Genomic DNA, 12,951 nt, shown 5'->3' on the forward strand with positions numbered 1-12,951 from the left:
GGGACGTTTTATAGGGTAATAACTATAAAAAACTCAGGAAAAATCCCCAGTTTATACGGCTATACCCCAATAAAGTCACAGGCTTGTTCTTGAGAAGTTTGTTCTAGCCAGCAGGCAAGCACCTGCTAATGCAGTCCCTCGAGCTGTAATAATCTGCAGCTGTGGAAGAGCTTCTCTCAATGCTTGCATAAACAGCGGTCGCACCAGCGGATCTTTCTCCAGCACTCCCCCAGCCAGCACAAGCTCCTTGGCTGTAATGGCAGGATTCTGTACCGACACCACCAAGGCAACCAGTTCTTTGGCTGCACACTGAAGAATATCGGTTGCCAAAGGATCGCCTTCCTTGGCAAACACCGTCACCAAGGGGGCAAGCTTGGCAATATCGGCCTTGGAGGCCTCTCGGTGTACATAGGCAATGAGGTCCTCTGCCTTGGAGAGGGAGCAACCTTCCACCAGGGAACCTAGCATATTGGTGTTCAAGTCTCTGTGTTCCAAAGACCGCAGTGAACGAATAAGAGCCTGGTGGGCTATCCAATAGGCAGAGCCTTCATCGCCAAGCAGGTAGCCGAATCCGCCTGCACGCAAAAGAGTGCCATCAGAGCTTCTGCTCAGGGCAAGGCTTCCTGTCCCGCTTATCAGCGCATAGCCTTCCAACCCAGCCAAGCCTCCCACCAACAAAATCTCTCCGTCGCTGCAGAGGTACACGGGTACCCCAGGCAGTAAAACAGCAAGCATTTCCCTGAAAAGAGCCTTCTCCCGCTCTCTTCCCAGCCCTGCAGAGCCGATACATCCACCTGCAAAGGGGAAGTAAGCCTCTACCTGTGAGAACAACGCTTTCAGATTCTGCGCTACCTGCTCAGGCTTACCCGTATAGAGATTGGTGGCTCCACCATACACCTCCACCACCACATGCCCTACAGAGTCACAGACAGCCAGACGGCTCTGGGTCCCACCCCCGTCAAGGCCGAAGAAGTAGGGGCTGCTCACACGCTCACCCCTTTCTTATCGAGAGCGCGGTTAATGCTCCCATCACTCTCATCCAGAAGCCGTCTGGCCTCAAGGGCATCCACCTTGAGCATGTGCATCAGCGATGCTACGCGGATGTTGCCCTTACTGTGTTTATACAGGTCCTCTGCCTCGACTCGGGAGCACCCGGTAACCTCAATAATGAGGCGCTTGGCGCGGTCCACCAGCTTCGCATTCAGCGGAAGCAAATCCACCATCAGATTGTTATACACCTTGCCGATGCGGATCATGCTGGCGGTGGTAATCATATTCAACACCAGCTTCTGAGCGGTACCTGACTTCATGCGTGTCGAGCCGGTAATAATCTCGGCCCCCACCGCCACATAGATTTTATGGTCGGCATGGTCGAATACCGCTGAGTGTTCATTGCAGCTTATCGCTCCCACCTTGGCCCCAATGCTCTGTGCCCACGCCATGGCCCCGATCACATAGGGTGCCTGGCCGGAAGCTGTAATGCCCACCAGCACATCGTCCTTGGTGAAGGAACGGCCCTGAAGCTCCAGTACTCCCGCCGTAGCATTATCCTCTGCCGACTCTATCGCATTGGTAAGGGCAGGCAAGCCCCCTGCGATAATGCCCTGCACCATCGTAGGCGGAACGCCGAATGTGGGAGGGCACTCAGAGGCATCGAGCACGCCAAGCCTTCCTGAAGTCCCTGCTCCAATATAAAAGAGCCTGCCGCCTTTCTTGAAGGAGAGCACCACATCGTCAACGAGACTGGCAATGACCGAAATACAATCACCCACCGCAAGGGGGACCTTGCGGTCCTCCTCGTTGATGATGGAAAGAATCTCGAGGGTGGACTTGGTATCGATACGGTAGGAAGCCGGGTTTCGTTGCTCGGTGGTAGGCAGTGATGATTGCAAGGTTGTATCTCCTATTTGACCGCACCTGCGGTCATTCCCTTGATGAAATACTTGGACATGAAAAGGTACAGCACCAACATAGGCAGTATGGCAATGGAAAGGCCGGTGAACAACAGGCTCCAGTTGGTACTATGCTGGCCGAAGAACGTTGACAGTCCCACCGGGAGTGTCTTCACCTTATCCGACTGCAAAAAGACCAAGGGGAAGAAGAAGTCGTTCCAAATAGGAACGGCGTTGTAGATGGTAACCAGGGCGACAGCCGGGGCGACCATCGGCATGACCACCAGCCTATAGATGGCAAAGTCGTGGCAGCCGTCGATTTTGGCTGCATACTCCAACTCCAGGGGAATACCCTTCATGAACCCAGCCAGAATGAACACCGTGGAGGGCAGGGCCATCGCAAGGAAAATGAGTATGACCGACAGCGGGTTGTTGATAAGCCCCAAAGTCTTAATAAGCAGGAACAGCGGAATAATTGCTGCCTTCAGTGGCAGCATGATACCGCTGAGAAACAGCATATACACGACCGTATTCAGCTTATACGTATACCTGCTGATACCATAGGAAGCCATGGAACCGAACAGCAACACCAAGCCCATGGAAATGGTGGTAACCAACAAGCTGTTGGTGAAGTAGCGGTTAAAGCCCTTGTCGATCCACACCGTCTTATAGGTAGCGAAGGAAAAAGCCTTGGGAAGTGAGAACGGGGTGGTAAGGATGGCCCGGTTGGTCTTAAACGAAGAGAGCACCATGTTCAGCAGGGGATAGAGAATGAGAATGACATAGAGTGACATGCCTGCAAGACAGACTGTGATGAACAATCTCTTTCCCAGCGAGGAGCCTTTGTAGCGCAGGTCGGTGATCATAACTGCACCTCCCGTTTTCTGGTAACAAAAATGGAGAGCAGTGAAGTAAAGAACGTCAGCACATAAATGACCAAACCGATGGCCGACCCGATCCCGATCTCCGGGCTGCCTGCATCTATCGAACCGAAGGCGGTTCGATAGAACAGGGTGCCGATGGTATCGGTAGCGTAGTTGGGAGCGCCATCGAGGCCGGTCATAGTATAAATTTGCTCAAATACATTGAGGCTTCCAATAATGGTAAGCACTGTGATAATGGTGATGGAAGGAATGATGAGGGGGAAGATAATCTTCCAGAAGAGCTTCCATTCGCCAACACCCTCCAGATACGCTGCCTCCAGGCACTCGCCGGGGACGTTGTCGATGGCAGCGAGGAACACCAAGGAAGGAAAGCCAACCCACCTCCAGATGTTCACCAGAATAATGGTAGGCGTTGCCAAATGCTCAAGGCCAAGCCATGGCCTTTGCAGAACAGCAAGGCCGACCAGCTTGAGAAAGTTGTTCACCAAGCCTGTAGGCTTGAGGTACATACCCCACAGAAAGCCAACAGCAACAATGGAGAACAACACAGGTATGAAGAAGACTCGTTTGAAGAACTGTGCAAACGGAACATTTCTGCTTAACAGGTATCCAATGAGGAGTCCGAGGGAATTCTGAATTAAGGTAGTAGAGAGAAACCAGACAAGGTTGTTTTTCAGCGCGTTGAAGAAACGCTCCTGATAGGGAAACGTAGTAAGAAGCCTACGAAAGTTCTCAAGGCCGACAAAATCCATTCTGATCAGCTGTTTCCAGGAGAACAGGCTGTTGTACAGGGACATGAACAGCGGAAGGAGTATGAAGAGCCCCACCACCAGAAGGCCCGGGGTGATGAAGAAAGTAATCCAAAGGAGTTTGTTTGTTTGTATTCGTCTCATTCGTTCTCCTGGCTTTGCGCTCAGTGTTCTGTAGCGGCGTTGTCGGTTCATCCGATAGAACTTTTCGCCGTGCAATACTTCGGTACATTCTCTTCCATGCAACTTGGTTGTTTTTCCAAGCATTACCTACGTGCTACACGGCGAGTAGGTGGAAAACGTTCAGCGGCTTGGCTGCAACAGCATAACCGCTGAAGAGTATTCTCTTTTGTACACCTCACCCTGCAGAGGTGACTCCCTCTGCAGGGTGAAATATGTTACTTCTGGAACGGCTTGTAATAGGAGGCGATACCGTCCTGTACTTGCTTCGCGGCCTGAGCGGGAGTGAGCGTACCAGCCATTACACCCTGGGCAGCTGCCTGCCAGAGGGAGGAGCCGGTGGGCTGCTGATAACGGAAGCCTACGAGGAACAAATACGGGGTGGCATTCTTCTGCAACTCAAGAACACGGGCGATGAAGGGGTCGCTGGTGGCGTCTACGCCGGGAACCGAGGTGACCATCTTCAAGTCGGTGACCATGGCCTTGCCGAATTCCTTGGATGAGAGGAACTTCAGGAACTTGACTGCTGCGTCCTTGTTCTTGGACTTGGCATTCATGGCAAAGTTCATGTCTGCATACACCGATACATACGCAGGATCGGTTGCTTTCGGGCCGGGAACTGCGAAAATGTCGAAGTTCAGTTCAGGATTCTGTGTTTTGAAGTAAGCAGCTTCGTAGGAGCCTGCGATCAAATGCGGGGAGAGCTCGTTGAAGAAGTTCGAGCGCATATCCTCGTAGCTGATACCCATATACATGTCGGGCATGTACTTGGTAAGGCTCTTCATCTGCTCAACCATGGCGATGAAAGCCGGGTCCTGGAAGTTCTTCTTGCCGGCGACTACGTCGTTGAAGAACGCGGTTCCGCCGTACAAACTCGGTCCCATACCACCAACCATGGTCTCGAGGCACCAGCCGTCCTTGGCACCGTTGCCTAAGGGAATGTAGCCGGCTTTCTTGGCTGCTTCGAAGTTGGCGATCAGTTCAGCCCAAGTTTTGGGAATGGAAAGACCCATTTCCTTGTACATGTCCTTGTTGTAGTACATGAACACGGTCTGACTTACTGCAGGACTACCATACACCTTGCCGTCGGTGGGGCTTGTGGCTCCCAGAACGGCGGTGGCTGAGTAGTTCTTCAGTTCGGGCATCCAAGCTTCAAGGGGTTCGAGGAAGCCTGAGTCGGCAAAGGTGGCAAGCCCACCGTAGGCACGGCCCTGGAATACATCGGGTCCGGCACCACCGGAAAGGGAAGCAGAGAGAATGGTGTTGTACTCGGTGTTCTTGTGTGCAGTCTGTACGACCTTGATCGTGGGATTGGCTGCTTCAAACAGAGCGATCTGCTTGGCGTAGAAGTCTACGTCCTCAGGTCTCCAGGTCCAGAACTCCAATACAGTCTGAGGAGCCTGGGCTTCTGCTTGTTCCTGTACGCCTGCACCAAAGAGCAAGCTTGCGGTCACGAGGACCAGCAGGAAGCTGATGAGTGTGTGTTTTTTCATGTAACATCTCCTTTTGTGTGATGATTTACCATAAGCAAATTGTCACCCTGCAAAGAAGGGTTGTCAAGGAAAATCAAAAATGATTTCCAGTAAACAAATTTCAATTCTAAAAAATTATTTCATTTGTTACTGAAGTGAAACGTGGTATGCTATCTCTATGAGTGGATGTCTGTATGTAATCAAGCAATTTCTTCCCAACTTGGCTCCCAGTGAACGCAAGGTTGCCGACTTCCTGTTGGCAAACCCGACACAGTCGGTCTCCATGGGTGTACAGGACGTGGCCAAGGCCACCGGTTCCAGTGCAGCGGCCTGCATCCGGTTTGCAAGCCGCCTCGGCTTTGCCGGCTATACGGAACTTCGCATGGCCTTGGCCAAGGAAGTGTTCTCCTCCGAGCGTGTCGCTGAAGAGCAAAAGGTCAGGGAAGTGACCGAGCGCACCAGTGCAGGGGAGCTTGTCCACTTGGTCGTAGGCAGTACCTGTGAAAGTCTGAGGGGAATAGAGAGTGTAATCGATCCCAAGGCAGTGGAAGAATCGGTGGAGGCAATCCTGCATGCTTCGCACTTGCTGATCAGCGGCATTGGAGCAAGTGGTGTTGTTGCCATAGACCTGCAGCAAAAACTTGCACGCTTGGGGCTGAAAGCAGTCTTTACTGCCGACAGCGACATGCAGATAGTGGAAGCCTGTGCCCTGCACAAGCAGGACGTGCTCATTGCCATCTCCTATTCAGGGGAAACCAACAGTGTGCTGAAAGTAGCAAGGGAAGCAAAGAAGAACGAGAGTACCGTTATTGCTATTACCCGCATCGGAGGCAACTCGCTCTCCAAGCTTGCCGATATTACCCTCAATGTTGTGAACAGCGAGTCGCTGTTCCGAGAGGGGGCAACCCTCTCCCGGTTTGGACAGCTACTCGTAGTCGACTTCATTTACACCATGATCCTAGCCCGTTGCCAGAAGCAGATACAGCCGTTACTCAAGCGAAGCTGGGAAGCTGTTGCACATGTATCGGGGTGAGGAGTCAACTGACAAAGGCTTGGGTATAGGGCTATATACCTGTATGCTTCTCCTGCTTGATTTGCATGAACAGTTTTTGCATCCATTCTGGAGCTAGATTCCTATCGGCTTTGTATTCATGCTCAGGTATTCCATCGAAGATTTTGTTTATCTTAGCCATACGGTCGGCTGCTAGATTGGCTTCACCAATTTCTTTCAAACTCGCAACCAGCAATTGCATGCTCTTGCTCGTAAAGGCAAGGTTCTTTGCCGTTGTTCTCTTGAAAATTATTGTTCGGCCGTCCTTAAGTACAAGCTTTCTTGGGGACCCATCAGTAAGAAATACAGCGACTGTTGGAACCTGGGTAGACAATCCTAACTTGTAGAGAGCGTATGATCCTGACAGAGCCAATCTCGATTTTTCCTGCTGTGCTACTGCTTGAGCGATTTCTTCAATGGATGGCGTCACACTCTTTCCCAGTACTCGTGAATACCTTGGGTGCAGATATATTCCAGGGCCGAGTCTTTCAATGAGTCCTTCAGCAATGAGCCGTGATAACACCACTCTGAGAACGGCTCTATTCTCATAGGAAAAAGCGTCAGAGAAAAATATGGTGCCCTCTTTCATGGTTTGTATCTGTTTCCATATTTGCTCTGTTTGAGAGAACTCATTAGTTTGTTTCATATGTTACGATTTTATCATAAAAACGTAACAAGTCAATACAATACCTTATTACCCTGCATTGAAATATATTGCATCATGTTTTTGTTTTCACTGAAAGTTCCTTAGTATTTTATAGTGTAATAATCTGGCTTTGATACTATGAGCTTACAACACACTCCTTCATGGTTCCATTCCCCAAATGGGGGAGAACAACTGGTTGAACTACTTGACCAGATTGCTTCCCAAGCCACCTATAACAAGGATTTTTTCGGCGCTGAGATTGGAAAAGAAGCATGGTAGAAAGCGAGTTCCTGAACTAGCCCCTCTGTATTGAATTCACACAGAAGAAAGGTCGCTTTATTAGCAGATACGTCTTGTATGCGAAATGCCTATTTCTTATAAAACCCAACTCCTTGGTAGCCCTTCTTTGCTTCTTTGGGTTAGTATACAAATCACCTGGAGGAACCTATGGCAGCAAACAATGTCCTGGTAGTCAGCGCCCACGCAGCAGACTACTGTACCCGAAGCGGGGGAACCATACTCAACTTAGTGCAACAAGGCTTTAGCGTACATGTCCTGGCCCTTACCTGCGGAGTTCGGGGTGAGTCGGGCGGATATTGGAAGGATAATCCCCAGGGGACCTATGAAGCATGCTCGGACCTGAGAAAGAGGGAGTCGGCAGAAGCAGCAAAGGCCTTGGGAGCTACCATCGAGTTTCTTGACTGGGACGACTATCCCTTGGTAATCGATGCTGATCGTACCCGGTATTTGATCAAGCGGGTGCTTCAGATCAGGCCCGAGATTATTCTCACCCATTGGACTGTCGACCCCACCAATCCCGACCATGCCAATACAGGCAATGCTGTAGTAATGGCCTGCAACAGCGCCTCCCAATTGGGAGCATTACCTGGTACTGTAGCCCACTACTACCCGAACATCTATTTCTTTGAACCAACGGTTCCCATGAGTGAGTTCAATAAGTTCGACCCCGACTTCTATGTAGACATCACAGCCAACCAGCAGAAGAAAATGGAGGCTATAGCAAAGTTCGGCTGCCAGCCACAGCTCGGAGACTTCTATGTGCACTTTGCCAAGCATCGTGCCTTCCAGGCACGCATCTGGACAAAGCTGAACATAGAATACGCAGAAGGCTTCAAGCGCTTTGTACCCTATGTGGGAAAGAGCCTGCCGATCAGCCAGAGGGGCTGATACGCATCCGATTCTGATTAACCAAAAAGCCAAATACCTGGTTTAGTGTCTCTATGCCTAAGCATTCTCTCCCTGGGAGAGAGTGCTATAAAGGCCTGGGAAAGAAAGTCTCAGATACATGCTAAACATATGACATATACTATAGTTATACAGATTATTTTGAGTGTATATATGTACAAAAGAGTGAAGGATATCCATAACAATTTCCAAGAAACACATTCACATGTCATATGTTATTCAGCAATACACCCCTAAAAATTGATTGAATTGAAATACTTTGATAATTTCTAGAATATTTTGACCTCTATACAAAGAGATAAAATGTTAGGATTGACATAAGACTTGAGTATGATTACATTTCTGATAACAAAACAATTCAATACAGCCTGAGGGTGTCTCAAACATCATCCATTGCATGCTGGGGCAGCCCAATACGAAGGAGAAAGATGATGAAGAAGATTCTATTGGTGTTGGTTGTGTGTATCGGCCTATGTACTCCTGTTTTTGCAGCCAGCCCCGAACCAGCTAGCTTTGATGTGAGTACTGTGGTGCAGGGAATCAATAGAATGAAAATTACCACAACCCAATTTTCTGGGAATCCTGAACAATTTGAGAGTGCTGAAACGTATACCGGACCTCTCCAGGTCACAAGCGCTGGGAATCAGGACTTCAGTGCCTACCTAACAATTCTCTCAAACAATCGCAAAGGGTATTCTGTCTCCATGAGTGCCACAGCCATGGCTAGCGCCGTAACCGGACAAGCCACCGCCTACATAGACTACATCGTAACGATAAACGGACAGTCGATAACCACTGATGGAGCTACCAGCCTCACCCCTGTCGATGTTATTACCGTACCAAGCATGGCCGGGCTGGGAAGCCAATCAGACAAACTATCCATTAACGTGGACCAGGCGAAATTCGACGCAGCCGTGGAAGGAACCTATACCGGTACCGTCACCTTCGTGTACACCGCCAATAGTTAATTTGTCTCAGAAAGGCATTAGCATGCTCCTTGTCTTATCGCTTGGCTTTCAATGCAGCCAAACCTGATCGGGCATCGGAAGGAACGGTGAATATGTACCTACCTACACCGACGTATCCGAATGAGGGACGGCTTACCAAGACTCATACACTGCAGTCGTAGGTATTGCACGAAAAGCTATGACATAGTGACTATGTAATAGTTTCTGATTGAAAAGAAATGTATTGTATTTCCAAGAATAAAAATGCAATTCTGGGCTGGTATGTTACCGCTGAAACGGCAATTACCATGCAGATGAAAACAGGAAAAGAAGTCTCTGTATGAAAAAATAGCGCTTCTTCACTGAGGAGCCTTTCCTTTTCATCGAGTAATACTACTTTGTATTTCTTTGCTCATAGGCAAGCTACATAGCCTAAAATTACTACACTTTTTGCATAGTTGTAATGAAAATCGTATATTTTCAGTTGAAGCAATTACAAAGCAATGCTACTATGGCACTCAACACCGGGGTTGGTTACCCATTCTTCTGTCATAGGCGTAACTTTTACCTTGGTTGCAGGTTTTCTTCAGTGAGATACAGCAGAGCGTTTTATGCTGTACTTGCAGGAAGAATATATACCGTGTTTGTTTCGGCAGCCGGTGTATAGTGGAAGGGTTCCTCTTTACTGCATCCCTTTGGGGCCTGTAGTGGCGAAGCTTTGTCTGCTATTCCTGCGAAGAAACTCACATAAGAAATTAATCAAGAAATCTGTCCTAGTTCGAAAAAGAAGACTTCGAACTAGGGAGATTCATAGATACTGTTCAATTTATGAACATTGTATACATTCTATAGCATTATGTTACCTGAATATACAACCAAGGAATTTTCTATTCTCTCCTACATCGATCAGAACTCAGACGCGACGCAACGCGAACTGTCTGAACATGTCGGTGTGTCCTTGGGAACCATCAACATTGTCCTAAAGAAGCTGATTAAGAAAGGCCTGGTTAAGATTGAGAAGCTCCAACCCAACTCCATCCGATACTTCCTCACTCCCAGTGGCATAGCCAACAAGCTGGAGAGGACGTATGGGTATATAGTGAGGACGTATAGGGAGCTGTTGCAGTATCAACAACAGATAGCAACAGCAGTGAACTCCATACATAGGGCCAATCCTGGAAAGAAGGTTTGCTTCTATGGTCCGAATGATGAAATCTTTCAAATAATTACTACTGTGCTAGCTGTAGGCGAATTGCCTGCAGAGGTGTACACAGAGCACTCAATAATCTTGTTTACTAAATTGTTCTCACCTGCTGATGTCGTTCTTCTTGTATGGAATACGGAGGATGAAACCGCGCTCAAGGAGCGTGGATTCATATGCGAGAACCTTCTCTCTGTTTTGCATGTCTAGTAAGGAATATATACATGGAATTACATAAGCCCATTCCTTTTTCTCCTCCTGATATTACCCAAGAAGAGATTGATGAAGTTGTTGATGCCTTGAGGTCAGGTTGGATTACCACAGGACCTAAGACAAAGCTCTTTGAGAAGCATCTTGCAGAATTCTGCAATACGAGTACTGTGTGTTGCTTAAACTCAGCAACTGCAGCCCTTGAATTGGCTTTGATTCTCATGGGTATAGGCCCAGGTGATGAGGTCATCACCAGCGCCTACACCTATACCGCCTCATGCAGTCCAATTGTTCATGTGGGAGCTACTCCCGTACTAGTTGATGTTGCCCCTGATTCTTTCCTTTTGGATTATGAAGCGGTAAGCAGAGCAATAACCAAGAAGACTAAGGCCGTTATCCCAGTAGATCTCGGTGGAGTCATGTGTGACTATGACCGGCTCTACCAAGTGCTGGAAGAGAAGAAGGCTTTGTATACCCCGAATTCACCGGTACAGGCTACATTTGACAGAGTCATGGTTCTTGCTGATAGTGCTCATGCTATTGGTGCTACCTATAAGGGAAAGAAGGCTGGGGAAGTCGCTGACTTCACAGCCTTTTCTTTAGTCGTTTTGAAGAATAGGACGAGTGATAGATATACGGGAATATGGGAAAAGGGCGCGAAAGCTGCATAAATATGCAGGAATCGAGGGGTTTTGGTATATGAACCGAAAAGATCACATTCGGATTACAGTCTACGGTAACCACAGAAGAATTTGGCCTCAGGACTGAGGTAAGTGGTGGGGTTCTTATTGGCGTAGAGTGGGATTGATGTGTGTAAGGCCGGATGCTGTGATATCTTGCTCAAGGGGATATCTTCCTGAGGGAGTAAGTTTTTATAAATCCTTGAAGCGCGTACGGTTTGAATTCAACTTTAAAAGCTTTGCACTGAGAGAAGTTGAGCTTGAAGATGTGAGAGCGAAGCTATTGGATATGAAAGAGTATGCTTTTGGAAAGTAGTAAAATGATCTATTTAAGAATTAAAAGATTTTTTGATTTCCTACTAGCGCTTTTTGCCTTGATAGTGTTGTCTCCGTTGTTTCTCGTAATAATCATCTTAATAAAGCTTGATTCTAAAGGTCCGGTTTTATTCAAGCAAAAGAGAGTCGGGATACATAAGACCCATTTTTATATCCTCAAGCTTAGGACGATGAGCATAGATACTCCAAACGATGTTCCTACCCATCAGCTCAAGAATCCTCAGCAGTATATAACCAGGGTTGGCAAAGTCCTCAGAAAGACCAGTCTGGATGAGTTGCCACAGATCTTCAATATTCTTGCCGGACAGATGTCGATAATCGGGCCACGGCCTGCGCTTTGGAATCAGTATGATCTCATAGCAGAACGGGACAAATATGGAGCAAATGATGTGCGACCAGGATTGTCTGGTTGGGCACAAATCAACGGTAGAGATGCGCTAGAAATTGTTGATAAGGCTTGGTTCGATGGTGAGTATGTTCAGAAGGTTGGATTTAGGATGGATGTAAAGTGCTTCTTTAAAACCATATTCAATGTACTGAACCATGATGGAGTTGTTGAGGGTGGGACAGGTTGTGATTGATCCAGCCATAAAGAAACATGCCAATCGGAGCAACCTTTGAAGAGAATACTTATCACCGGATTGAATAGCTATATTGGTACCAATGTAGAACGTTGGCTCATGCGGGAACCAGATAAATATCACGTTGATACTATTGATATGATTGATGGCTCTTGGAGAGAAAAGGATTTCTCTGGGTATGACGTGGTGTTTCATGTGGCTGGGATTGCGCATGTGAATGCCGAGAAAAACATGGAAGCACTGTATTATAAAGTAAATACAGACTTAACAATTGAAACAGCAGCAAAGGCGAAGGCTTCTGGTGTTAAGCAATTCATTTTCATGAGCAGTATCATAGTATATGGAGAGAGTAAGTCACTCAAACCCGTGATCATTACCAGAGAGACAGAACCCAGACCTAATGGGTTCTATGGAAACAGTAAACTCCAGGCTGAAATCGGAATTAGAAAACTTGAAGATGAACATTTTAAAATTGCTATACTGCGACCTCCAATGATATATGGACCTGGGTCTAAGGGAAATTTTCCCAAATTAGTTGCCCTTGCAAAGAATACACCGATATTCCCTGAGTTTCATAATCAGAGAAGTATGCTCTATATTGATAATCTGTGTGAGTTTGTTAGGTTGATTATCGAGAATAAGGAACAAGGGGTCTTTTTTCCGCAGAATGAAGAGTATGTGGATACTTGTGAGGTGGTGAGGCAAGTAGCTAAAGAGACCGACCATAGAATATGGATTACTCGGCTATTGAATCCGTTTGTATCGTTAGGTGCGTTGTTCATTCCTGCGTTTAGTAAGGTGTGGGGGACGTTGAAGTATTCACAAGAATTATCAGTAACAGCATTCAGTAATAAACAATCAATATGCTTATCTACCTCAATCCACAAGACCCATGAAGCTCTTCCATCGAGGTAGA

At 47.6% G+C, this 12,951-nt stretch carries 14 protein-coding genes; 8 read left to right on the top strand and 6 right to left on the bottom strand.

All coding sequences use genetic code 11. The features are described from left to right. Positions 1 to 75: 75 nt before the first annotated feature. From SPIBUDDY_RS01210 to SPIBUDDY_RS01230, 5 genes are all read right to left on the bottom strand, one after another. Positions 76 to 987: an N-acetylglucosamine kinase gene (locus SPIBUDDY_RS01210; protein WP_013605935.1), complete on the bottom strand. Its 912-nt coding sequence runs from the start codon at positions 985 to 987 to the stop codon at positions 76 to 78. Further along, a complete protein-coding gene (murQ, locus tag SPIBUDDY_RS01215) occupies positions 984 to 1,892 on the bottom strand; it encodes an N-acetylmuramic acid 6-phosphate etherase (protein WP_013605936.1) in 909 nt (302 codons plus the stop codon). Before murQ ends, SPIBUDDY_RS01210 begins: the two co-directional genes overlap by 4 nt. A gap of 11 nt (positions 1,893 to 1,903) precedes the next feature. Further along, positions 1,904 to 2,758, bottom strand: a complete 855-nt coding sequence (locus tag SPIBUDDY_RS01220) for a carbohydrate ABC transporter permease (RefSeq protein WP_013605937.1) — start codon at positions 2,756 to 2,758, stop codon at positions 1,904 to 1,906. Beyond that, the gene (locus SPIBUDDY_RS01225; RefSeq protein ID WP_013605938.1) at positions 2,755 to 3,669 is read right to left on the bottom strand and encodes a carbohydrate ABC transporter permease; all 915 of its coding nucleotides are present in this window, start codon (positions 3,667 to 3,669) and stop codon (positions 2,755 to 2,757) included. Before SPIBUDDY_RS01225 ends, SPIBUDDY_RS01220 begins: the two co-directional genes overlap by 4 nt. A 254-nt stretch (positions 3,670 to 3,923) precedes the next feature. After that, a complete protein-coding gene (locus tag SPIBUDDY_RS01230; protein ID WP_013605939.1) occupies positions 3,924 to 5,198 on the bottom strand; it encodes an ABC transporter substrate-binding protein in 1,275 nt (424 codons plus the stop codon). 157 nt (positions 5,199 to 5,355) lie between these two features. On the opposite strand from SPIBUDDY_RS01230, the gene SPIBUDDY_RS01235 reads away from it, so the two are divergent. Next, a complete protein-coding gene (locus tag SPIBUDDY_RS01235; protein WP_013605940.1) occupies positions 5,356 to 6,210 on the top strand; it encodes a MurR/RpiR family transcriptional regulator in 855 nt (284 codons plus the stop codon). A 31-nt stretch (positions 6,211 to 6,241) separates the two neighbouring features. Here the strand turns inward: SPIBUDDY_RS01235 and SPIBUDDY_RS01240 are convergent, their stop codons facing one another. Beyond that, positions 6,242 to 6,874, bottom strand: a complete 633-nt coding sequence (locus SPIBUDDY_RS01240) for a DUF6088 family protein (protein ID WP_013605941.1) — start codon at positions 6,872 to 6,874, stop codon at positions 6,242 to 6,244. A 138-nt stretch (positions 6,875 to 7,012) separates the two neighbouring features. On the opposite strand from SPIBUDDY_RS01240, the gene SPIBUDDY_RS16105 reads away from it, so the two are divergent. The 7 genes from SPIBUDDY_RS16105 to SPIBUDDY_RS01275 all read left to right on the top strand — a co-directional run bounded on the left by SPIBUDDY_RS16105 (position 7,013) and on the right by SPIBUDDY_RS01275 (position 12,950). Further along, complete coding sequence (locus SPIBUDDY_RS16105) at positions 7,013 to 7,153, top strand: hypothetical protein (protein ID WP_155816023.1); 141 nt, start codon at positions 7,013 to 7,015, stop codon at positions 7,151 to 7,153. 168 nt (positions 7,154 to 7,321) lie between these two features. Beyond that, the gene (locus SPIBUDDY_RS01245; RefSeq protein ID WP_013605942.1) at positions 7,322 to 8,062 is read left to right on the top strand and encodes a PIG-L deacetylase family protein; all 741 of its coding nucleotides are present in this window, start codon (positions 7,322 to 7,324) and stop codon (positions 8,060 to 8,062) included. Between the two features lie 449 nt (positions 8,063 to 8,511). Then, positions 8,512 to 9,048, top strand: coding sequence for a hypothetical protein (locus tag SPIBUDDY_RS01250; protein ID WP_013605943.1), 537 nt, complete (start codon positions 8,512 to 8,514; stop codon positions 9,046 to 9,048). 835 nt (positions 9,049 to 9,883) lie between these two features. Further along, positions 9,884 to 10,438 (top strand): winged helix-turn-helix transcriptional regulator, encoded by a 555-nt coding sequence (locus tag SPIBUDDY_RS15555; RefSeq protein WP_013605944.1) that lies wholly within the window; start codon positions 9,884 to 9,886, stop codon positions 10,436 to 10,438. A 14-nt stretch (positions 10,439 to 10,452) separates the two neighbouring features. Then, positions 10,453 to 11,109 (top strand): DegT/DnrJ/EryC1/StrS family aminotransferase, encoded by a 657-nt coding sequence (locus SPIBUDDY_RS01260; protein WP_013605945.1) that lies wholly within the window; start codon positions 10,453 to 10,455, stop codon positions 11,107 to 11,109. A gap of 329 nt (positions 11,110 to 11,438) precedes the next feature. Continuing rightward, positions 11,439 to 12,035, top strand: a complete 597-nt coding sequence (locus SPIBUDDY_RS01270) for a sugar transferase (RefSeq protein WP_013605946.1) — start codon at positions 11,439 to 11,441, stop codon at positions 12,033 to 12,035. A 36-nt stretch (positions 12,036 to 12,071) separates the two neighbouring features. After that, positions 12,072 to 12,950, top strand: a complete 879-nt coding sequence (locus tag SPIBUDDY_RS01275; RefSeq protein ID WP_013605947.1) for an NAD-dependent epimerase/dehydratase family protein — start codon at positions 12,072 to 12,074, stop codon at positions 12,948 to 12,950. The last annotated feature ends 1 nt before the right edge of the window (position 12,951 follow it).

Source organism: Sphaerochaeta globosa str. Buddy, from assembly GCF_000190435.1.
GTDB lineage: Bacteria > Spirochaetota > Spirochaetia > Sphaerochaetales > Sphaerochaetaceae > Sphaerochaeta > Sphaerochaeta globosa.

What these genes read in the sequence shown, in the direction of transcription:
- SPIBUDDY_RS01220 (WP_013605937.1), bottom strand. Translation starts at nt 2,758, where the DNA reads ATGATCACCGACCTGCGCTACAAAGGCTCCTCGCTGGGAAAGAGATTG.
- SPIBUDDY_RS01225 (WP_013605938.1), bottom strand. Translation starts at nt 3,669, where the DNA reads ATGAGACGAATACAAACAAACAAACTCCTTTGGATTACTTTCTTCATC.
- SPIBUDDY_RS01230 (WP_013605939.1), bottom strand. Translation starts at nt 5,198, where the DNA reads ATGAAAAAACACACACTCATCAGCTTCCTGCTGGTCCTCGTGACCGCA.
- SPIBUDDY_RS01235 (WP_013605940.1), top strand. Translation starts at nt 5,356, where the DNA reads ATGAGTGGATGTCTGTATGTAATCAAGCAATTTCTTCCCAACTTGGCT.
- SPIBUDDY_RS01240 (WP_013605941.1), bottom strand. Translation starts at nt 6,874, where the DNA reads ATGAAACAAACTAATGAGTTCTCTCAAACAGAGCAAATATGGAAACAG.
- SPIBUDDY_RS16105 (WP_155816023.1), top strand. Translation starts at nt 7,013, where the DNA reads ATGAGCTTACAACACACTCCTTCATGGTTCCATTCCCCAAATGGGGGA.
- SPIBUDDY_RS01245 (WP_013605942.1), top strand. Translation starts at nt 7,322, where the DNA reads ATGGCAGCAAACAATGTCCTGGTAGTCAGCGCCCACGCAGCAGACTAC.
- SPIBUDDY_RS01250 (WP_013605943.1), top strand. Translation starts at nt 8,512, where the DNA reads ATGAAGAAGATTCTATTGGTGTTGGTTGTGTGTATCGGCCTATGTACT.
- SPIBUDDY_RS15555 (WP_013605944.1), top strand. Translation starts at nt 9,884, where the DNA reads ATGTTACCTGAATATACAACCAAGGAATTTTCTATTCTCTCCTACATC.
- SPIBUDDY_RS01260 (WP_013605945.1), top strand. Translation starts at nt 10,453, where the DNA reads ATGGAATTACATAAGCCCATTCCTTTTTCTCCTCCTGATATTACCCAA.
- SPIBUDDY_RS01270 (WP_013605946.1), top strand. Translation starts at nt 11,439, where the DNA reads ATGATCTATTTAAGAATTAAAAGATTTTTTGATTTCCTACTAGCGCTT.